General features: G+C 69.8%; 18 protein-coding genes. 8 read left to right on the forward strand and 10 right to left on the reverse strand.

Features of this window, described 5'->3' with window-relative positions; genetic code table 11:
• Positions 1-40 precede the first annotated feature (40 nt).
• The 4 genes from ACXKZF_RS11350 to ACXKZF_RS11365 form a co-directional block, all read right to left on the reverse strand.
• On the reverse strand, positions 41-241 hold the full coding sequence (locus ACXKZF_RS11350; protein ID WP_055956643.1) for a cold-shock protein: 201 nt from the start codon (positions 239-241) through the stop codon (positions 41-43).
• Between the two features lie 129 nt (positions 242-370).
• Positions 371-973, reverse strand: coding sequence for a LytR C-terminal domain-containing protein (locus tag ACXKZF_RS11355; RefSeq protein ID WP_488984262.1), 603 nt, complete (start codon positions 971-973; stop codon positions 371-373).
• A 35-nt stretch (positions 974-1,008) separates the two neighbouring features.
• Positions 1,009-1,263: a DUF3263 domain-containing protein gene (locus tag ACXKZF_RS11360; protein WP_055956638.1), complete on the reverse strand. Its 255-nt coding sequence runs from the start codon at positions 1,261-1,263 to the stop codon at positions 1,009-1,011.
• A gap of 9 nt (positions 1,264-1,272) precedes the next feature.
• The gene (locus ACXKZF_RS11365) at positions 1,273-2,262 is read right to left on the reverse strand and encodes a DUF2332 family protein (RefSeq protein WP_488984263.1); all 990 of its coding nucleotides are present in this window, start codon (positions 2,260-2,262) and stop codon (positions 1,273-1,275) included.
• 73 nt (positions 2,263-2,335) lie between these two features.
• Here ACXKZF_RS11365 and msrB point away from each other — a divergent pair, with 73 nt between their 5' ends.
• Together msrB and ACXKZF_RS11375 are read left to right on the forward strand one after the other, a co-directional pair.
• Positions 2,336-2,743, forward strand: a complete 408-nt coding sequence (gene msrB, locus ACXKZF_RS11370) for a peptide-methionine (R)-S-oxide reductase MsrB (RefSeq protein ID WP_055956632.1) — start codon at positions 2,336-2,338, stop codon at positions 2,741-2,743.
• A gap of 14 nt (positions 2,744-2,757) precedes the next feature.
• On the forward strand, positions 2,758-3,309 hold the full coding sequence (locus ACXKZF_RS11375) for a nitroreductase family protein (RefSeq protein WP_055957199.1): 552 nt from the start codon (positions 2,758-2,760) through the stop codon (positions 3,307-3,309).
• 73 nt (positions 3,310-3,382) lie between these two features.
• Here the strand turns inward: ACXKZF_RS11375 and ACXKZF_RS11380 are convergent, their stop codons facing one another.
• Positions 3,383-4,324 carry a DMT family transporter gene (locus ACXKZF_RS11380; protein ID WP_488984264.1) on the reverse strand — a complete coding sequence of 314 codons (942 nt, stop codon included), beginning with the start codon at positions 4,322-4,324 and terminating at the stop codon, positions 3,383-3,385.
• 198 nt (positions 4,325-4,522) lie between these two features.
• Between ACXKZF_RS11380 and ACXKZF_RS11385 the strand changes: the two genes are divergently transcribed.
• On the forward strand, positions 4,523-6,373 hold the full coding sequence (locus ACXKZF_RS11385) for an alpha-amylase family protein (RefSeq protein WP_488986000.1): 1,851 nt from the start codon (positions 4,523-4,525) through the stop codon (positions 6,371-6,373).
• Between the two features lie 76 nt (positions 6,374-6,449).
• On the opposite strand, the gene ACXKZF_RS11390 is transcribed toward ACXKZF_RS11385, so the two are convergent.
• The 5 genes from ACXKZF_RS11390 to ACXKZF_RS11410 all read right to left on the reverse strand — a co-directional run bounded on the left by ACXKZF_RS11390 (position 6,450) and on the right by ACXKZF_RS11410 (position 13,673).
• Positions 6,450-7,427 carry a glycosyltransferase gene (locus ACXKZF_RS11390; protein WP_488984265.1) on the reverse strand — a complete coding sequence of 326 codons (978 nt, stop codon included), beginning with the start codon at positions 7,425-7,427 and terminating at the stop codon, positions 6,450-6,452.
• Positions 7,428-7,743: 316 nt separating this feature from the next.
• On the reverse strand, positions 7,744-9,762 hold the full coding sequence (locus ACXKZF_RS11395; RefSeq protein WP_488984266.1) for a glycosyltransferase: 2,019 nt from the start codon (positions 9,760-9,762) through the stop codon (positions 7,744-7,746).
• Positions 9,759-10,325: an acyltransferase gene (locus ACXKZF_RS11400; RefSeq protein WP_314451900.1), complete on the reverse strand. Its 567-nt coding sequence runs from the start codon at positions 10,323-10,325 to the stop codon at positions 9,759-9,761. Before ACXKZF_RS11400 ends, ACXKZF_RS11395 begins: the two co-directional genes overlap by 4 nt.
• Positions 10,322-12,514, reverse strand: coding sequence for a glycosyltransferase (locus tag ACXKZF_RS11405; RefSeq protein ID WP_488984267.1), 2,193 nt, complete (start codon positions 12,512-12,514; stop codon positions 10,322-10,324). The genes ACXKZF_RS11400 and ACXKZF_RS11405 overlap by 4 nt, the downstream gene beginning before the upstream one ends.
• Entirely contained in the window at positions 12,498-13,673 is a 1,176-nt protein-coding gene (locus ACXKZF_RS11410) for a glycosyltransferase family 4 protein (protein WP_488984268.1), read from the reverse strand. The genes ACXKZF_RS11405 and ACXKZF_RS11410 overlap by 17 nt, the downstream gene beginning before the upstream one ends.
• A gap of 289 nt (positions 13,674-13,962) precedes the next feature.
• Here ACXKZF_RS11410 and ACXKZF_RS11415 point away from each other — a divergent pair, with 289 nt between their 5' ends.
• From ACXKZF_RS11415 to ACXKZF_RS11435, 5 genes are all read left to right on the forward strand, one after another.
• Positions 13,963-14,853 (forward strand): hypothetical protein, encoded by an 891-nt coding sequence (locus ACXKZF_RS11415; RefSeq protein WP_488984269.1) that lies wholly within the window; start codon positions 13,963-13,965, stop codon positions 14,851-14,853.
• Between the two features lie 107 nt (positions 14,854-14,960).
• A complete protein-coding gene (locus ACXKZF_RS11420; protein WP_488984270.1) occupies positions 14,961-16,490 on the forward strand; it encodes a hypothetical protein in 1,530 nt (509 codons plus the stop codon).
• An 8-nt stretch (positions 16,491-16,498) separates the two neighbouring features.
• Positions 16,499-17,323 (forward strand): glycosyltransferase family 2 protein, encoded by an 825-nt coding sequence (locus ACXKZF_RS11425; protein WP_488984271.1) that lies wholly within the window; start codon positions 16,499-16,501, stop codon positions 17,321-17,323.
• The gene (locus ACXKZF_RS11430; RefSeq protein WP_488984272.1) at positions 17,320-18,984 is read left to right on the forward strand and encodes a lipopolysaccharide biosynthesis protein; all 1,665 of its coding nucleotides are present in this window, start codon (positions 17,320-17,322) and stop codon (positions 18,982-18,984) included. The genes ACXKZF_RS11425 and ACXKZF_RS11430 overlap by 4 nt, the downstream gene beginning before the upstream one ends.
• Positions 18,981-19,832 (forward strand): SGNH/GDSL hydrolase family protein, encoded by an 852-nt coding sequence (locus tag ACXKZF_RS11435; RefSeq protein WP_488984273.1) that lies wholly within the window; start codon positions 18,981-18,983, stop codon positions 19,830-19,832. Before ACXKZF_RS11430 ends, ACXKZF_RS11435 begins: the two co-directional genes overlap by 4 nt.
• Positions 19,833-19,860 lie beyond the last annotated feature (28 nt).

Raw genomic sequence — 19,860 nt, forward strand, 5'->3', positions numbered from 1 at the left:
GGCATCCGGAACTCGGATGCCGCGGCGTTCGATTCAGCACTCAGGCCAGGCGCACCGACTCCGCCTGCGGTCCCTTCTGACCACTGCCGACGGTGAACTCGACGGCCTGCCCCTCTTCGAGGACACGGAAGCCCGACATCTCGATGCTCGAGTAGTGGACGAACACGTCCTGCCCGTCAGCGACGGTGATGAAGCCGAAACCCTTCTCGGCGTTGAACCATTTGACAGTGCCCTGCGTCATGCGAATCTCCTGTTGCTGAACGACGAGGTCATCGTAAGCACGGAGGGCGCCTCCGGATCAGGGTTCGGACGCATTGTTGACGCGCGTGCCGTCAAGTTGTTACTCCGCGGAAACACGCGGCAACGCGGGTCAGGATGCGGGCGACTCCGACGCCTGACCAGCGGCGCGATCGAGGCCGATCACGACGATGAGCCGCTTGACCGCGCTCTCGTCGTCGGGGGTGTCGGGGTCGTCGGTCGGCTGCAGGAAATCGCTCTGCGCGACTTCGGCGCCGCCGATCGCCTGGGCCAGACCCTCCGCGGCCGCCTCATCGCTCTCGCGGAGGTAGAAGACGGTCGTCTGGGCGAAGTCGGTGCTGTCGGAGTCACCCGTCTCGACGCCGTCGCCGGGCCACCCGGCCGCGACGATCGTGTCGCGCAACGAACCGGCCAATCCCTCGTCGGCGGTGCCGTTGAGCACGACGACCGCATACGACGGGTCGACCACGGCGGGCGTGGTGGCCTCGGCGGTGGGCACGGGGCTCGCGGCGTCGTCGGGACCGAGCGAGATGCGCCCGGACACGACGAGCGTGGCGAAGATGCCCGCGATGATCAGAACGAGCGTCGCGATGGCCGCCCACAGGAAGACAATCCATCCGCGCAGCCGGGGGTTCTCGGCCCGGTGAGCGCCGATACGGCCGGAGGGATCGGGCAGGTCGTCGAAGCGATCCCGAGGGAAGGTCGATCTGGCCATTGGACGATGCTATCGGTCGGAGCCTGGCCGCTCCCTCAGCGCGACGCCGCCCGACCGAGCCGTGACCGGTGGCGGTCCGCGGCCTCGTCTCGACGGCGTCGAAGGCGGCGCACGAGCATCGGGTCGTGGGCGAGGGCGTCGGGGGTGTCGATCAGGCGGCCGAGCACCTGGTAGTACCGGGCGGGCGTGAGGCCGAACTCGGCGCGGATCGCCTCTTCTTTCGCCCCCGCGTGGCGCCGCCACTCACCCTCGAAGGCGAGGAAGGCGAGTTCGCTGTCCGACAGAGTCACGCCTCCACGCTAACGGCGGACCGCTTCGGATCCGGGATGCCACGCCACCCACGCCCCCAGCGGATCCACCTCCGCGATCGCGTCGCCGTCGAGTGCCAGCGTGAAGCCTCCCCGCAGCGACTCGAAGGGTCGTGTCCAGCCGTCGTGAAGACCCGGCGCGTCGAGGGTGATCCACCGCCCCGCCGCGCGGGCGGCCGCGATCACCGCCGCGCGACGGGCGCGCGGAATGTGCGCGAGGACGCCGGGGGTCGTCACGACCAGGGTGGCGTCGCGCGGCGCGCGGGCGGCGAGGGCCGGGAGCGCGTCGGCTCCGTCGCCGGCCACGAGCAGGGGCGGATCGGCCGCGGCGATGTCGAGTGCGCCGACGATGCGTTCCCGCCGCCCCTCCTCCCCCGGCCACACGAGGTCCGTGAGCCACGCCCGGTCCTCGGCTCGGCGCGCGTCGAGCGGGTTCAGATCGATGCCCGCTCGCCACACCACCTGCGGCATCCGCACCTCCGGCATCCCCTCCAGCACGCTGTCGAGCACGACCGGACTCACCCCGTCGGCAGGGTCCAGAGCGAGGGTGTCCGCACCGCGTCGGTAGCGGTACGAGTAGCGGTCGGGGAAGAGGCAGAGCCCTGCGCTCGCGCCCACCTCGAGCAGCGCGATGGGGCCCTCGATCAGGGACAGCGCCGGCAGCAGAGCGGCGCACCGCAGTGGCTCGTTCGTCTGCACGCTCCGTCGCTCGCACTCGGCGGCGATCTCGTCGGCGTGCGAGACGACCCACGACGCCCAGGCGTCGAGGTCGCCGAACGGGGCGCCGAGCACGCGGAGGACGGCGAAGACGAGCGGAGGCTGACGTCGCGTCTCCGCGATTCGCGCGAGCGCGGTCGCCACCGCGGGATCGTCCACCACCCGGCGCGCCCACGCCTCGTACACGGCGGATCGACCGGGCGCCTCGTCGCGGGCGAAGCGCCCGTACCTCTCCACGACGGCGGTCACGGCATCTTGATCCATCCCGCAGATTATGCCGGGCCGACCTGACCGCTCCCGGGCACGACAGAATGGATGCCGGAGAAGGGAAGTTTCCATGACTTACGCCGTCGACAAGTCCGACGACCAGTGGCGCGAAGAGCTGACGCCCGAGCAGTACGCGGTGCTCCGCCAGGCCGGCACCGAGCGCGCCTGGACGGGTGAGCTGCTCGACGAGAGCCGCGCCGGTTTCTACACCTGCGCCGCATGCGGTGCGGAGCTGTTCCAGAGCGGCACGAAGTTCGACTCGCACTGCGGGTGGCCGAGCTTCTACGAATCGGTCCGCCCCGAGGCCGTCGAACTCATCGACGACAACAGCCACGGTATGCAGCGCACCGAGGTGCGCTGCGCCAACTGCGGCTCGCACCTCGGCCACGTGTTCCCCGACGGCTTCGGCACGCCGACCGGCGACCGCTACTGCATGAACTCGCTCTCGCTGACCTTCACCCCGGAAGACAAGGCGTGAGCGCACTCGAGGCGATGCGCGACCGCCGGTCGTGGTCGAAAGTCACCGACCTCGCCCCCACCGGACCCGAGCTCGAGGCGTTCGTCGCCGCGGCCGGTCGTGTCGCCGACCACAAGACGCTGCGCCCGTGGCGCATCATCGAGATCCGCGGCAGCGACCGCGATGTGCTGGCGCGCGCCCTGAACAAAGCCGACGGCAAGCGCGGGTATTCCTCGAAGCCGCGTCGTGCGCCCCTCATCATCGCTCTGGTGGCCGACGTGTCGTCGAAGAAGATCCCCGCGTGGGAGCAGGAGGCCACGGCATCCGGTGTCGCCCACATGCTCAGCCTCGTGCTCGACGAAGCGGGCTTCGGCGTGTTCTGGCGCACCGACGACAACACCCGCAGCAAAGTGCTCGCGAAGGCGCACGGCCTGAACAAGGGCGAGGTGCTGCTGGGCTGGCTGTACGTCGGGGGCAAGCCGCAGCGCTCGCGCCCGGTGCGCCGCAAGACGGTGGATGCCGCGAAGCACATCTCGCGTATGCCCGGAGGCAAGAAGAGCCGCAAGGTCGACGACGTCTCCCTCTGATCCGTACGAGTCAAGCGACGCCGCCCGGGGCTTGCCTCGGGCGGCGTCGTCGTCCGGATCGGCGGAGCGACCCTCAGCGGCGTCGACGACGCCAGGGCACGGCCGCGACGACGACCCCGGCGATGGCGACCGCCGCCGCGAGCACCGCGACCGCGGGGGACGGCGCCGCCGGAGCGGGCCACGCCGCGTCGAGCAGCACCGAGGTGGTGAGGAGCCCGACGACCGACCCGAGTCCGAGCAGCAGCACGCCCGTGCGACGCACGACCACCGACGACAGGAAGATGTAGATCACGCCCACCGCACCGCCGCTGTACAACCATGGTTCGGTCGGCACGGCGCGGGGTGCGCCGACCACGGCGGTGTGCACGACCGCCGCGACGAGCAGCACCGCGGTGCCGCCGATGAAGTTCACGAGCGTCGCTGTCAGCGGGCTCTCGACCCGCACGCGGAGGCGCCCGTTCGTGCCCTGCTGCCACGATACGGCGGCGCCGGCGACCGCGGGCACGATCAGCATCCACAGGGGCACACCCCCGAGGGCGTCGCCCGACAGGCAGACGACGACACCCGCGATCGCGAGGGCCGCCCCCACGGCGCGGCGCACAGTGACGGGGACGACCCCGGCCGGACCGTAGCCGATCCGATCGAGCACGAGGCCACCGGTGGTCTGACCGGCGACGAAGCCGACCGTGAACAGGGCGACGCCGATCGTGGCGACCGTCAGCCCTTGACTCGCCACGGTGAAGGCGCCGACGAGGCCGCCCAGGAGCATCCACGGGGGAACGGACCGGGTCCGGATGCCGTGGACCAGCCGCCCGAACCCTCGCCGTCCCTCGGGGAGCACTGCCGACAGCACGATGAGGATCAGCAGCCCGGAACTGAACGACACCGCCGCGGCGACGATGCCGTCGCCGAACGCGGCGCCGAGGGTGCCGTTGATGCGCGCCTGCAGGGCGGTGAGGGCACCGATGAGCACCGCTCCCCCGACGGCCACGCCGACCGCACCCCGTTCCGACACCGTGTCCCCCTCGTGCCCGATGTTCGGGCCGTCGTCGATCGTACGACGTGGGCTCGCGCGGCGCGCGCCCGGACGCCGCCGCCGACCGCGTGAGCGTCGTCGGGATCGCGGGCACGTCGCTGCCGACCGGGACCGATTCCATGCGTCAGGCTGTCATCCGTGACACAGCTCAACCCCGGCCCCCACGATGTCTCGCACATCCTCGGCGAACTCAACAGCGTCGGCGCCGACCGCGAGTTCCTCGCCCACGCCGAACTGCACCTCCCGCGCCTGCACGAGCTGTTCGTGCGCCTCTACGGTGAGCGCCCCGACGGCCTCGAGCGCCTGGCATCCGTCGTCGAGCTCGCCCGCCGCTCCTGGACCGAGCGTCCACGCGCGCTGAAGTCCCTCGACCGCGAACGCGACAGCACCCCCGACTGGTTCGAGAGCGAGCGCATGCTCGGGGGCGTCTGCTACGTCGACCGCTATGCGGGCGGACTCAGCGGCATCCGGGATGCCATCCCCTACTTCCGCGAGCTGGGTCTGACCTACCTGCACCTCATGCCGCTGTTCGACAGCCCCGAGGGCAACAGCGACGGTGGCTACGCCGTGTCGAGCTATCGCCGTGTGAATCCGGCACTGGGAACGATGGAGGAGCTCGCGTCCCTCGCCGCCGACCTCCGGCGTGCGGGCATATCGCTCGTGGTCGATTTCATCTTCAACCACACCAGCAACGAGCACGAGTGGGCGAAGAAGGCCGTCGCCGGCGAGCCGGGGTTCGAGGACTTCTACCTCATCTACCCCGACCGCGAGATGCCCGACGCGTTCGAGCGGACGACGCGGGAGATCTTCCCCGACGACCACCCCGGCTCGTTCGTGCAGCTCGACGACGGGCGCTGGGTCTGGGCGACGTTCTACCACTTCCAGTGGGACCTGAACTACGCCAACCCCGCCGTCTTCGAGGCGATGGCCGGCGAGATGCTTTTCCTGGCGAACCAGGGCGTCGAGATCCTGCGGATGGATGCCGTGGCCTTCATCTGGAAGCGACTGGGCACGACCTGCGAGTCGCTGCCCGAGGCGCACCTGCTGCTGCAGGCGTTCAACGCCGTGCTGCGGATGGCAGCGCCGGGGCTGCTGTTCAAGTCGGAGGCCATCGTTCACCCCGACGAAGTCGTCTCGTACGTCTCCCCCGACGAGTGCCAGATCTCGTACAACCCGCTGCAGATGGCCCTCACCTGGGAGGCGCTGGCGACGCGCGACGGTCGCCTGCTGCAGCAGGCGCTCGAGCGCCGTCATGCGCTCCCCGACGGCACGGCCTGGGTCAACTACGTGCGCAGCCACGACGATATCGGGTGGACCTTCGCCGACGAGGATGCCGCCGAGCTCGGCATCGACGGCTACCCGCACCGCCGGTTCCTCAACGACTTCTACGTCGGCAGGTCCGACGGCACCTTCGCCCGCGGGGTGCCGTTCCAGGAGAACCCGCGCACCGGTGACGCGCGGGTCACCGGCACCACGGCATCCCTCGCCGGCATCGAGGCGGGTGACGCCGGCGGTGAGGACCGAGTCGTCCTGGCGCACGCTCTGGCGCTGTCGACCGGCGGGATCCCGCTGCTCTACCTCGGCGACGAGGTCGCCCAGCTCAACGACTACGGCTACGCCGATCGCGCTGCGGAGGCGGGCGACAGCCGGTGGGTGCACCGCCCGTTCCGCCCCGAACAGAACTACGCCGACCGCACGGATGCGGCCACTCCGGCGGGACGCGTCTTCTCCCGATTGTCGCGCCTGCTCGCCGTCCGCCGCGCAACGCCCGAGTTCGCCGGCAACGAGCTGGTCGCCTTCGACGCCCATGTGGGGTCGGTGGTGGCGTTCCTGCGCCCCGGCGACGGCGGGTTCGCGGTGCTGGTCGCCGCAAACGTCGCAGACTCCGCGGTGGAGGTCGACGCGGTGACCCTGTCAGGACTCGCTCCCGAGGCCCTCGACCTCGTCACCAGCGCCCCCGTGTGGCTCGGTGCGGGTGTCACGCTCGGTGCCCACGACGTGCGCTGGCTCCGCGTGCGGACACGCTGACCCGTCGTCCCGGCGCGATCCTGACCGCACGCTGACCCGTCGTCCCGGCGCCATCCTCACCGCGCCGAGGACGACGTCAGAGGCGTTCGGGTGCCGGCAGTCCGTCGGTGGTCGCGATGCGGCGCGCGGCCGCTTCGAGCAGCACCTCGGCCGTCATGTCCTCGATCTCGACGGCGGTTCCGATCCGGGTGTCGTTCATCAGGCCGGCGATCTGGGCCTGGTGGTCGTCGACGTGTTCGTTGCGGCTCGCACGACGCACGACGGCCACGGGGTAGACGCCGGCCTCGAGCAGGCCCAGGATGGTGCCGACGCCGGCGTGGGTGACCACCACGTCCGCCTCGTGGAGGGCGCGGTCGAAGGACGCGGCATCCATGTCCTGCACGACCCGGCCGGGCAGATCGTCACGGGTGGTGTACCCGAGCTGCCAGGTGGTGTCCTCGCCCATGAGACCCGTCGCCAGCAGGGCGTCCACGAGGGTGTCGAATCGGTAGCCCTGGATGGTGCCGAGCGTCACGAAGATCTTCAGCGGTCGTCCCTCGGGGGCGACACGATCCTCGATCGAGAACGTCTCCAACACGCTCGGGTGCAGGCCCCATCGACCGCCGGCCCACGAGCGGTGCTGCGTCCGCATCTCGGCGAGACGGCTGTGGTAGAGCATGCGGCCCGTCAGCGAGGGCCCGAGGACGCGCGAGACGCTCTCGATGTACAGCGCCGGGATGCCGCGTCGACGCGCGACCGGCAACGCGGCCGTGGCGAGTGCGGCCCCGGTGCTGACGGCGGCGTCGAAGTGTTCGACCGCGAGCGCCTTGTCGATCTGCCCCACCGCTTTGAGCGTGCCGCGCCAGTCGCGCGGTTTGATGTAGGGCACGAGAAGGGTGCGCTTGTCGCGCAGGAGCGATCGGGTCTGGGGCGAGTCGAAGCTGACCCACAGCGAGTCGTCCGTCGCCCCGAGCCCGGGTGCCAGGCGCACGAGCTGGGCGATGTGCCCACCGGTCGACGCCGCGAGCAGCATCTTGCGCGGGTTGTCGGGGTTCAGGTCGAGGCGGGCGGACATGTCACGCGCAGCGATCATCGGGCCTCACCCGTTTCAAGACGAACTGCGGAGGCCGCCGTGGTCTGCCGGCGCTCTCTCGTCGCCGCCCTCCCGGACGACGCATTGTCGGACGCACGAGTAAAAATCACTGATCTCCCCCAGATCTTGTGTCGGGACCGATCTCTGTCAGGCCCGACGTCAGAGTGAATTGTACGGTAGGCGCATTACAGGGCCGTGTCCGGCAAAGCAACGGAGCCGACCAGGAATACCATGTGCACCGTCGTCCGAGACGCAGAACGAACGGAACCGCCGGAATTCCGGAGCCCGTCCGCTGCGCCTAGGACCGAATCCGGCCGAGAATGTTGCGGTAGGCGTTCAGGGTCTGGGCGGCGATGACATCCCAATCGAGCGCGCGGAGATCGGCCCGCTCCGGCCTCCCCGACGTCGTGGACCACTCGAGTGCGCTCGCCAGGGCGGCAGGTGTCAGATCGCCGTCGAACAGGCGCACCCAGTCGTCGCCGAGCTGTTCTTGCAGCTCCTGCATCGCCCCCAACTGCGGAACGAGCACAGGGCGGTCCGCCGAGACGGCCAGGATCGCCGAGCCCGAGTTCTGGATCTGCGAGTAGGGAAGGATGACGAGATCCGCCGCGGCGAGGGCTGCGGCGATGTCGTCATCGGGGAGGAACCGCGCATCGATCACGATCCGGTCGTCTCCGCGGGCCGCCTCGCGGATCTCCGCCTCGAGCTCGGGCGGCGAGATCTTCCCGGCGATGAGCAGGGTGGCATCCACCTCGCTCTCTCGGAACACCCGGATCAGGTGAGGGACGTTCTTGTAGCGGCGGATCTGCCCCACGCTGACGACGACCGGACGACGGGGGTCGAGCCCCAACCGCTCGCGCGCCTGTGTGCGGCTGACCCCGAAGTCGTACGAGTCGCGGTAGTGCCCGTGCGGGATGACCTCCGCGGGAACGGCGGCGAGTTCGGGATAGGCGGTCCGGGCGCCGACGACGCCCTGCGCGGTCAACGAGATGATGCCGTCGACGTTCTTCAGCAGCAGCTTGTCGGCCAGAGCACGCAGGCGCGCCGTCGAGCGCTCCTCGTGCGCGGCGACGTTGTGCACCGTCCACACCAGAACGGTCCCCCGGCGCCGCGAGAGCGCGAGGCTGCCGTAGAACAGCGCGAGTCGGCAGACGTGCCGGTACAGCCGGGGTCCTGACAGGAACGACAGATCGGGCCAATGCAGATGGATGACATCGGTGCGCTCGACGAGCAGGCGCCCGTAGTGCAGGTCGCGGACGACCGCGCCTCGCCGCTGCAGTGCGCGCGCGAGGTCGGCGGTGTACGGATTCGCCTTCTCGGTGCGGAAGGCAGGTTCGGCCTGGACGACCAACGGATGCCGCGCCGTCGTCGACGGTTCCCGTCCGAAGAGGGTGCGTTCGGCGGCGGGGAACCCGCGACGCCACGAACGCCGGTGCGCCCACGCCTGCCGGTACGCGTCGCGCGAGCTGCGACGCAGGGCCTCGAGGACCGCACGCAGGGCCACACCCGCCTGGAGCAGCAGCACAGCGAGCAGCGCGACGGGAGCGGACCAGACCGTCGTGAAATAGGTGACCTTGCCGGCGAGGACCATCGCCAGCCGGCGCCCGCTCGAGCTGCTCGACCCGCCGACGTCGTGACGGATGACGGCCTCGGGCACGATGATCGGACGGAAGCCGCGGCGCCACGCCCGCGTCGAGAACTCCGCGTCCTCGCCGTACAGGAAGAAGCGTTCGTCCATGCCGCCGATGCGGTGCCACACGTCACGACGCGTCATCAGGAGGCAGCCCGTGACGATCGGGACCTCGCGGACCGTGTCGCGCTTCCAGCGGCCCAGGGACTCGGGGTCGAAGAGGGTGGACTTCTTGGCGACGGCGGAGGCCCCCGTGGCGTAGCAGAGCAGCGACCACAGGCTCGGCGCGCCCCAGCACGACGACGGGTCCAGCGCGCCGGTCTCGTCGACCGTGCGACCACCGTAGATCCCGTGTTCGGGGTGGGCTTCGGCGAAGCTGACCAGCGCTTCCAGCGAACCGGGGAAAGCGGACGCGTCGGGGTTGAACAGCATGACGTAGTCGGCCGTCGACGCCTCCACGCCCCGATTGACCGCGCGCGCAAAGCCGAGGTTCTCGCCCGCGTCGATCAGGGTCACGGCGGGATGCGCGGCGCGGATCGCATCGAGGGAGCCGTCGGTCGATCCGTTGTCGATCAGGACGATCCCGAGCCAGTCGAGGTCGAGATCGACCAGGGACTCGATGGCTTCGAGAGTGCGATCGCGGGTGTTGTAGTTGACGATGATCGCGTCGACGGTGGGCGCGCTCACGCGGTGACCCGGTCGGGCGTCGACGCGGGCTCGGCGTCTCGCCGGTAGGCGATGACCTTGGCCGGTACGCCGCCGGCGATCGCGTTCTCGGGGACGTCCTTCGTGACGACGGCTCCGGCGGCGATGACAGCGCCGTCTCCGATGGTGACGCCGGCGAGGACGACGACGTCGGCCCCGAGCCAGGTTCCGGCCCCGATGACGATGTCATCCTCCTGCTTGGGCTGGTCCATGGGAGGGACACCTTTTGCGATGCCGTAGTTCGATGCCGTCAGCGTCACGCGGGGAGCGAGAAGCGCCCTCTCGCCGAATGTGATGCGGCCGGTCGAATTGCCCGCCCAGATGGTGGAGTACTCCCCGATCCGCGTGCCGGAGCCGATGGTGATGCGCTCGGCGTTTCGGAAGGAGACGTTGGGCGCGAAGGTCACGTCCGTGCCGCGTGTGAGTTTGCGCACCTGCGAGACGTGGGAGTACCCGTAGAAATGCAGCACGCGCAACCCGTGCAGGTACACCCGAGGGTCGAGCAGTGAGGCGACTGCCACGAGCGTTTTGCGGATCTTGTTCATTCGTCCACCCCTTCGAGCATCGAGCGGATACGACCGGCGATGCCGGCGGTGTCCAACTCCGCGCGGGTCGTCACGGTCAAGGTGATCTTCTCGCCGTAGACCGCGGCGAACACGGCGAGTTCGTCCCGACGGTCCGACGCCGGCAGCACGATGAAGCGCTCCACGACATCGCCGGAGAAGAATCTCGGCTCGCGTGACCACGGCACCAGCGTCACGTATCCGATCGAGCGACCGCGCGGCGGCTCCTCGACGGCCAGACCGCGAGCGAACGCCGCGACCTGGGAACGCACCGACGCGACGACCTCGGGCAGGCCCGACGCAGGGGTCCCGTGCGCGCGGAGCATCTCCACGTGGTTGCGGATGGCGCGCTCGCCCTTCTTGCGGCGCGACACCGGCACCATCACGTCGATACCGTCACGGTCGTCGTCGACCGCGCACATGGCGGCAGCGACGATCAGGTCGTTCAACGAGCCGCGCAGCTTGGCCGCCCGGCGCGTGGTCGCCGAGGCGTCGACCTCGAAGGAGGTGTCGGTGAACGGCGGGATGAAGCTCGCACGCAGATTCCGGCGGGTCGCGTAGACCTCCTTGAGCGGGCGGATGTTGCGCCCGACCACGCGTTTCGCCCTCTTCACGACGGGCTTGCGCCAGTACTCTCGCCACGCGGCGGACACGTTCGGCTGCAGTCGCCACCAGTTGCGGGCCGCGTACAGCGGCACGAGCGCGCGCGATGCGGGCGGCCGAGCCGTGCGCGGCATGGGCGTCTCCTCGGAGACCTCGGACGCCTCGGTGAGCTCGGTGAGACGTTCCATCGCCCACTTGGCATCCCCGTTGGCGTGGTGCATGCGGGCACCGAAGGCGACCTGACCGGTGGTCAGCTGCGTGAAGGTGAAGTCCCAGAGCGGGCGATCACGCGGGAGCAGGCCACGGTCCCCCTCGATGAACCACCGCAGGCGCTCGGTCCCGAGATCGTGGGTCCCCTCGGGGAAGTGCACGTGGTCCCGCAGGGTGAAGTCCTCTGCCGGAACCCACGCGGGCGCCGTCACCCCCAGCGGGGAGTCGATGACACGCAGCCGGAACTCCGGAACCCGTCGCACGAGGCGATCGACCCCGGCCAGGATCTTCACCTGGTCCAGCGAGCCGTCGTCCAGATGCAGATTCCGACCGCTGAGAACGAGGATGCATCCGGTGTGCATCGTCTCGTACTGGATGTTCGTCGCGAGGTGCGTCTCGTCGAGGATGCGGAGCAGTTCGACCGACACACCGGGCGCGGCCGAGGCGTCTCCGGCCGGCGCCGGCGAGACGCTCGCCGAGGAGGGGACGGAGGCGAACCGCTCGCCGATCACCGGCGAGCTCCACGCCTGGCGGGCTCCGGTGACGATGCCGTCGAACATGGCGTGTTCATGGGCGGCCGGCTTCTCGCGGACGAAGGCCCGCACGATGCGCACCACCGATCGCCCCATCAGACGCCACGCGAGCCGGGTGCCGAGCACCGGGTCGATGTGGATCCACTTCGCGATCATCGCTCCCAGCCCCAGGCCGTAGCCGCGGTGGAGGTTGACGTAGTCCTGGCCCTCACGGGTGTTGTTGTGCCAGACGATGCAGGTGGCGTCGTGCACGATGGTGGACCCGGCACGCACAATGCGGACGAAGATGTCGAGGTCCTCGGCACCGGCCCAGGGCTTACCGGCGCCCAGGGCGTCGTCGAAGCCGCCCATGCGCAGGAGCATCTCGCGTCGGAACGCCATGACGGCGCCGTGGCCGGCATCCAGTCCCTGAACGGGCGTGCGGTACAGGCGCTGCCTGCGGTAGGGGGCCTTGGCGGCGGACTCGGATCGGTGCAGCATGCGGCCCGTGACCGCCCCGACCGTCGGGTCCTCGAAATGCGGGAGGACGACGTCGATCCACCCCTCCTCGGGCAGGCAGTCGTCATCGGTGAAGATGACGAACGGACGCGCCGAGGCGTGGATGCCGGCGTTGCGCGCGACCGACAGTCCGGCGCCGGCGAGCACGTAGACGACGCCGGCCTCCTCGGCGATCTGCCGTGTCTCGTCCGTGTCGGAGGCACTGTCGACGACGACGACCTCGGTCTCGGGTGGAGTGTTCTTGCGGATGGCCTCCAGCGCCTCGCGAAGATATCCGGGGCGGTTGCGGGTGCAGACGATGACCGAGATGTCAGACGGCGTGAGCATGCGCACCTCCCGCCGTGGCGCGGTCGCGCGCGGCGTCGTAGCAGCGGACGAGGGTGTGGGCTGCGGCATCCCAGGTGAGCTCCGGGCCGTGTGCGATCGCGGCGGCACTCATCCGCGCCAGCTCCGTACGGTCGTTCGAGAGCAGGTCGAGGTGCGAGACGAGCGCGTCCACGTCGCGGGGCTCGTGGAACAGCCCCTGCACGCCGTCCTCCATGAGCGCACCGGATGCGGTCGAGACGAGGGGAACGCACCCCATCGCCTGCGCCTCGTACGTCACGAGCGCCGACCCTTCCTCGATGGTGGGGAGAAGAAGGACATCGGATGCCGCCAAGGCCGCCTCCACCTGGTGGGTGAAGCCGACGACCCGCACGCTCGGGTGGGCCAATCGGTCCGCGAGGAGTGCCTCGTACGCCGGGAGCAGGCGCCCGACGACCGTGAGGGTCCCCTCCTTGCTCGCTTCCGACCTCAGCCACGCGTCGAGGGCGTAGTGGAGTCCCTTCCGGGGCTCGCCGAGTCCGACGTAGACGGCGCGAAGAGGCGCCGGCGCCGCGGTGCGGGCCCGCGCCACCCGCGTCCCGGGGCGGAAACCGTACTGATGACGGAGGATGCGGTCGTCGGCGAAACCGGCGTCACGGAACGTCTGCGCGACGAAATCCGACGGCGCAAGAATGGCGGTCGCCTGCGACCAGTCCGCGCGCTCCATGTCGAGGCGACGGTCGTTCGCCGTGTGCGCGGTGTCGACTTCGCCCTGCAGGCCCAGTCTCGCGACCTCCTCGGCGACCACCCGCCACGCGAACTCCGTGTGGGTGTTCGGCGCCTCGCGCACGACGGCGGTCCCGCGCTCGCGCGCCGTCGCCGCGGTGCGCCCGGGGCCCGTGGGCCACAGGTGAACGATGTCGTATCCCCCACGCGCCGCGAATCGCGCCGCTCGGGCGTCGTGCCACGCGAAGGCACGGTCGCGCCCGATCGCCCGATGCGGGACCCTCTTGCCTCGGACAGCGAGCGTCTGCGTCACACGCACGTTCGCCGGCACCGGCCGCGCGATGCTCGCCGCGACGACGTGGACGTCGTGACCGAGCCGGGCGAGTCCGTCGACCTGGTTCCACGCCGTCCAGCCGATACCTGGCGCCCCGAGTGCATGAGGAAACGAAAAAAGCACCCGCATAGACATTGCCCCCGTTTCGAGCAGACATCGAATGCAAACATCGATACCCGCCGGTCTCCTACTGTGGACACGGGGCGGCGGCATTGCAAGTTGAGTACTCGATGTACACCCGAACGACGCGACGTTGTAACACGTACGAATCGCTAATACCAGAGGTTGCCCGCATACTGTCAAAGTGAGGTCGGCCGGTTCACCGGTTACGGGGTGTCTCCGGAGATCCTCTCATTCGCCATAGGTGGCTCAAGTTACATCGTCGCCCGGGGGGGCGACTGGAGGGGAAACAATGGAAATTCCGACGTATTTGCGCGTCCTGTGGAGGAGCAAGTGGCTCCTCGTGGTGGGCGCCGTGGTCGCGGCCGTGGCTGCGTTCTTCGCCGGCTTCACCATCACGAACGGCCAGGTCGAGCCGCGCGCCGAGCAGTCGTACCGCGCCGGCACGACCCTGCTGCTGAACGGCCCCGACCAGCCGCTCTACCAGGCGGTCATCCCCGGCCAGGAGCTGCAGGAGGGCCAGACCCAGCCGCAGACGGTCGACCTGACCTCGCGCGCCATCCTGTACGCGTACCTGATCAGCGGTCAGGACATGCGCGCCACGGTGGAGTCGCAGATCGGAACCTTCGCCGAAGAGGAGACGCTCACCGCTCTCCGTCGCACCACGCAGCCCGCCGGTGACGAGTCCTTCGCCGGCCGCTACGTGCTGCCCATCCTCGAGGTCGTCGGCACGGCCTCCACGCCCGAGCGGGCTGAACAGATCTCCCGCACGGCTGCCCAGACCTTCGAGGCGCAGGTCGTGGCAGACCAGACCGCCGCGGAAATCCCCGAGGGCAACCGCGTCCTGATCACAACCATCGACCAGAAGCCCGGCGCGGCCCTCGAGGGCTCCAACCCGGCGATCCCCGTCGTGGTCACCTTCCTCGGCGTCTTCCTGCTCTTCGTGGCGGCGGCGTACATCATCGCCGGCTCCAAGGCCTCCCGCGAGCGCAAGCGTGCCGCGAAGGCTGCTCGCGAGGACGACGACGCCCCCTCATCGGCCAAGCTCGATGACGACGCCGACTTCTCCATCGACGACCTCCTGCCGGGCCAGAGCTCCGAGTCCGAGGCGGAGGCCGTCCGCTCGCGAGCGCGCAGCCGGTCCTCCCGCGTCGAGTCCGCGACTCTTCGCAGCGACCTCTGAACCCCGAGGCCCCTCCCGTGTCACTGCACACATCGCAGACGCGGGGGCCGCACGATGCTGCCCCCGCGTCGCCTCCTTCCTCACCGGCTCCGGTGACGGAGGACGAGGTGACCCTGCCCGTGGGCAGGGCGATCCTGGCCGTGGTGATCCTCGTCGCCGTGGCCGCCGTATCCGTCATCTTCCTGCCCCCGGTCGCGGCCGGCGGCGCGATGATCGTCGTCGCCCTGGCGGTCCTGGCACGGAGGATCCTCACCTCGTGGGTCGGTTGGCTCGGCATCCTCGTCGCCGTGGTGATGTTCATCCCCATCCGGCGCTACGCGTTGCCCATCCCCCTGCCCTTCCAGCTCGAGGCCTACCGCCTCGTGCTGTTCGTGATGTTCGCGGGCATGGTCGCGGCCCTTCTGCTGGACCGCAACCGCAAATGGAAGCCAGTCGCTTTCGGCTGGCCGATCGGGATCTTCTTCGTCTCGCTGTTCGTCTCCATCCCGCCGAACGGCACGCGGCTCGTCGAGGAGGGCCTCGCCACGAGCGCGGTGGGTACCCTCGTCAACTGGGTCGTGCTGCTGTCGGTCTTCTACATCGTCCGGCAGATCATCGACACAGAGACCATCGCGATGGGCCTCATGACCGCGCTCGTGTGGTGCGGGACGGTCGTGTCGGTGTTCGCGGTGTTCGAACGCGTGACGCGTATCAACGTCTTCCACCGGCTCGAGACCTTCCTGCCGCTGAACCTGATCTCCGCCGACGGCGAATCGTTCCGCGCCGGTGGTTACCGCTCGTTCGGCTCGTCGCAGCACCCGATCGCCCTGTCCGTGATGTTCTGCATCCTGATCCCCCTGGCGATCTACCTCGCGCGCTACGGCCGGTGGCCCAAGAACGAGTGGACGCGCCGGCTGGTCTACTCCCTCGTCACACTCGTCCTGCTGATGGGCGTGCTGGTCGCGGTCTCGCGCACCGCGGTCATCGTGCTGGGCGTCATGTTCCTGCTCACCCTGCTTCTGCGGCCGTGGCTGGGTATCACCCTGGTGGCAATCGGTGTGCCGCTGCTTGCCGTCGGCATGGCAGCCCTCCCGAAGGTCGTCGGCACGCTGGTGCTGTCCTTCCTCGACATCGACGCACTCATCGCCTCGCAGCAGACGTCGCCGGGTTTCCGCGGTGCCGGTCGATTGGCCGACCTCGGGCCGTCTCTGATCGAGGCGTCGCAGTCTCCGTTCTTCGGAACCGGCTTGGGAAGCCGCATCGTCGTGGGTGACGAGCAGAACGCCTACATCCTCGACAACCAGGTGCTCGGTTCGCTGCTCGAGGTCGGAGCCGTCGGCGTGCTCGGTCTGGCCGTGTTCATCCTCGTTCCGATCCTGATGATGGGCGCCTGGGCGTTCACCACGGCGCGGGACGAACCGCGCTACGCGATGCTGGCGTTCGCGCTGTTCCTGAGCGGAGCGGGCTACGCCGCCGCGCTGTTCTTCTACGACGCGTTCGGCTTCATGCAGACCTTCTTCGTGTACTCCATGTTGCTCGCGGTCGCCGGGTGGCTGCTCACCTCGAGCCCGCCCGCCCTGAAGGCGCGTGCGGCCGGCGAGGGGATGTTCGTCCGGTGGCCCCGTGCAACAACGGTGTCATCCGGGGTCGCCCTATGACCCCTCGGATGTCGATCGTCATCCCCGCCCACGACGAGGGCCCCCTGGTGCGCCGAAGCCTGGAGCAGATGCTCCGGGGTGCGGCGCCCGGGGAGTTCGACGTCGTCGTGGTGGCCAACGGATGCTCGGACGACACCGCGGAACAGGCGCGCGCCGTACCCGGCGTCACCGTCCACGAAATCACCGAGGGCTCGAAGATCGCGGCGTTGAACGCCGGCGACGCGCTCGCGCAGGTGCTCCCCCGCGCCTACATCGACGCCGACGTCGGGCTGTCGGTGTCGGCTCTGCGGGCGATGGCAGACGAGCTCACCGGCACGCCGGCGCCACTCGCGGTGGCCCCCCGCCTCATCGTCGACACGTCGCGGTCGAGCCTGCCCGTGCGGTGCCACTCGCGCGTCTGGGCGGCGTCGGCCTATCGATCCCGCGGTCACGTCGGCTCCGGGGTCTACGCGGTGAACGCCGCGGGCCGCGAGCGCTGGGAGACTTTCCCCGACGTCATCGCCGACGACAGGTTCGTGCAGCTGCGCTTCGCACCCGACGAGCGCACGACCCTCGCCGACGAGACCTTCACGGTCCACGCTCCGAAGAACATGCGCGCGCTCGTGCGCCGCGGGGTCCGCATCGAGCTGGGCAACCGACAGCTGCCGAACGGCGGCGTCGAGCGTGACCGCGGCGGGCTCCTCGGGCGCGTGGCCCGCTCCCCCCGCATCTGGCTCTCCTTCCCCTTCTACGTGTGGGGATATGCGATGCCCAAGCTCATCGCCCGTCGCCGATCGGCAGGTCCCATCGCGTGGGACCGCGACACATCCCTCAGAGAGGCATCACGCCGATGACAAGCGACCTCAAACACAAAGCGTCCCGCGGCGCCGCGGTCACCGCGGGCGGCCTATGGATCAAGACGGCGCTGCAGCTCATCTCCACGATGCTGCTCGCACGCCTCCTCGACCAGTCGGACTTCGGTCTCGTCGCGATGATCATGGCCATCGTCGGTGTGGCGGACCTCGTGCGCGACTTCGGCATGACCGGAGCCATCCTGCAGGCCAAGAAGCTCACCGAGGATCAGTGGCGCTCGCTGCTGTGGTTCTCGGCGATGCTGGGCACGGTGCTCATGATCGGCATCGCCGCCTGCGCTCCGCTCATCGCCCTGCTGTACGGCGAGCCCCGCCTGACGATCCTGACCCTCGCCATCGCACCGACGCTCCTGATCAACGGCCTCTGCATGCCTTTGCAGGCCTCGGTGCAACGCGACCTGCGTTTCGGGACCCTCGCTCTCATCGACATCGTCGCGATGGCGGTCGGCGTCGCGCTGTCCGTCGTGGCCGCCCTGGTGGGCTTCGGCGTGTGGTCGCTGGTCGTCTTCGCCGGGGCGGGACAGGTGTACCGCCTGATCGCCCTGTGGATGGCCGCCAAGCCGCGCTGGGGTCGCCCCCGTGTCGGTCGTGACATCCGCCCGCTGCTCTCGACGGGCGGAAGCCTCTTCGGTGTGCAGCTGCTCAACTACGCCTCCCGCAACCTCGACAACGTGGTGATCGGTCAGCAGCTCGGCGCCGCGGCGCTGGGCCAATACTCCCGCGCGTACGCGCTCTTCCTGCTTCCGCAGCAGCAGTTGACGGCTCCCCTGGGCCGGGTCGCCCTGCCCATCCTGAGCCGCCTGCAGGATGACGGCGAGCGCTACCGGCGCTACATCAGCAACGCCATGGTGGTCATCGGCTATCTCGCCCTCCCGGTGTACGCGATCGCCGCGGCCGTCGCGCATCCGCTGATCCTTCTGCTGCTCGGTCCCGGATGGGACACGGCGGCGGACGCCTTCGCGCTCCTCGCCCTGGCGGGCGTCGCCCAGGCGGTCGGCAACGTCAACGGGTGGATCTACATCACCCTCGGACGCGCGCACCGCCAGCTGGTCTACTACCTGATCACGCGCCCGATCGTGATCGCCGCCTTCTTCGTCGGCGTGGCGTGGAACGGCGTGAACGGCCTGGCCCTGCTGTACGGCCTGGTGACCCTCGCGCTCCTCGTCCCGGGATTCCTCGTGGCGACGCAGGGCACGTTCCTGCGCAGCGGTCGCGACATCGCCCTCCCCCTCATCCGCCCCACGATCGCGGCCGCCCTCGCTTTCGGGGCGTCCTGGGGAACCGCGCAGCTGCTCGTCGACTGGCTCGCGATCCTCCAGGTCATCGGCGGAGGTCTCGCGGGCCTGATCGTCCTCGGCATCCTGTATGTCGTCCCCGGTTACCGCCGCGACTACCGGATGATGCTCGACTTCGTGAAGCAGGCGCGAAAGCCCGCTCCGCGCAAGCCCGCAGTCGACCAGCCCACCAGCGCCGCGGCATCGGATGCCGACGCGGTCTCGCAGCCCACCGCTGCCGAGATCGACCTCGAGGCGACGCCCGTCGATGCCCCGGCCACCGTGCTCGGCGCCGACGAGCCGTCGGCCGGCGAGCTCGAATCCGAGATCGAGCAGGAACGCGCTCGACGGAAGGACAGCCGACGATGAAGACCAAGATCTCCGCGGTCGCACTCGGACTCGCCCTCGTCGCCGTCCTGGCGGGGTGCACGCCGCCCGAGGCCGCGCCCTCGACCCCGACGGAGACCCCCGACGCCCAGATGCGTGCCGTTTCGTCGATCGCCGTCGTCGGCGACTCGATGTCGGTCGGGATGGCCGCCTGCGGCTCACGCGATGAGTGCCCTGAAGCCTCGTGGGCACTCGGTACGGATCCCGCCGTGTCGTCCATCCGCGAACGCCTCGGCGGCGACTCGATCACTCCCCTCTTGCTGGCTCGCCCGGGCGCGGCCGTCGCCGACCGGATCACGGCCGTCGAGAAGGCCCAGGGCAAATCGGCAGATCTCGTCCTCGTCGCCGTCGGCACGAACAACGTGTGCACGAGCAGTATGGACAAGATCACGCCCGTCGACGAGTTCGGGACGACGTACCGCGAGTTACTCGCGACCATCCGCGCCGGCGTACCGGACGCCCCCATCGTGGCCCTGTCGCTCCCCGACATCAGCCAGCTGTGGGAAGCGGGTCGGAACGACCCGAAGATCGTCGGCCTGTGGAACCAGAGCCCGTCCTGCCGCACCCTGCTCGGTGATGCCGACTCGGATGCCGCGGCGGACGAGGACCGTCGCGCCTCGGTCATGCAGACGCTCGCCGGCTACAACGCCTCGATCATCGACGCGTGCGCGGCCGTGACCGAGTGCACGACCGACGACGGAGCCGTCAACCAGATCACGTTCTCGTTGGACGACATCTCGTCGGCCGACCATTTCCACCCCTCGGCCTCCGGCCAGGCGAAGGTGGCGGCCGCGGCGTGGCCCGCCGTGCAGAGGGCCCTCGGCGGCTGATCGTCCGCTCGCCCCTCCGTCGCGTCCC

Source organism: Microbacterium sp. ABR10 (assembly GCF_057812175.1).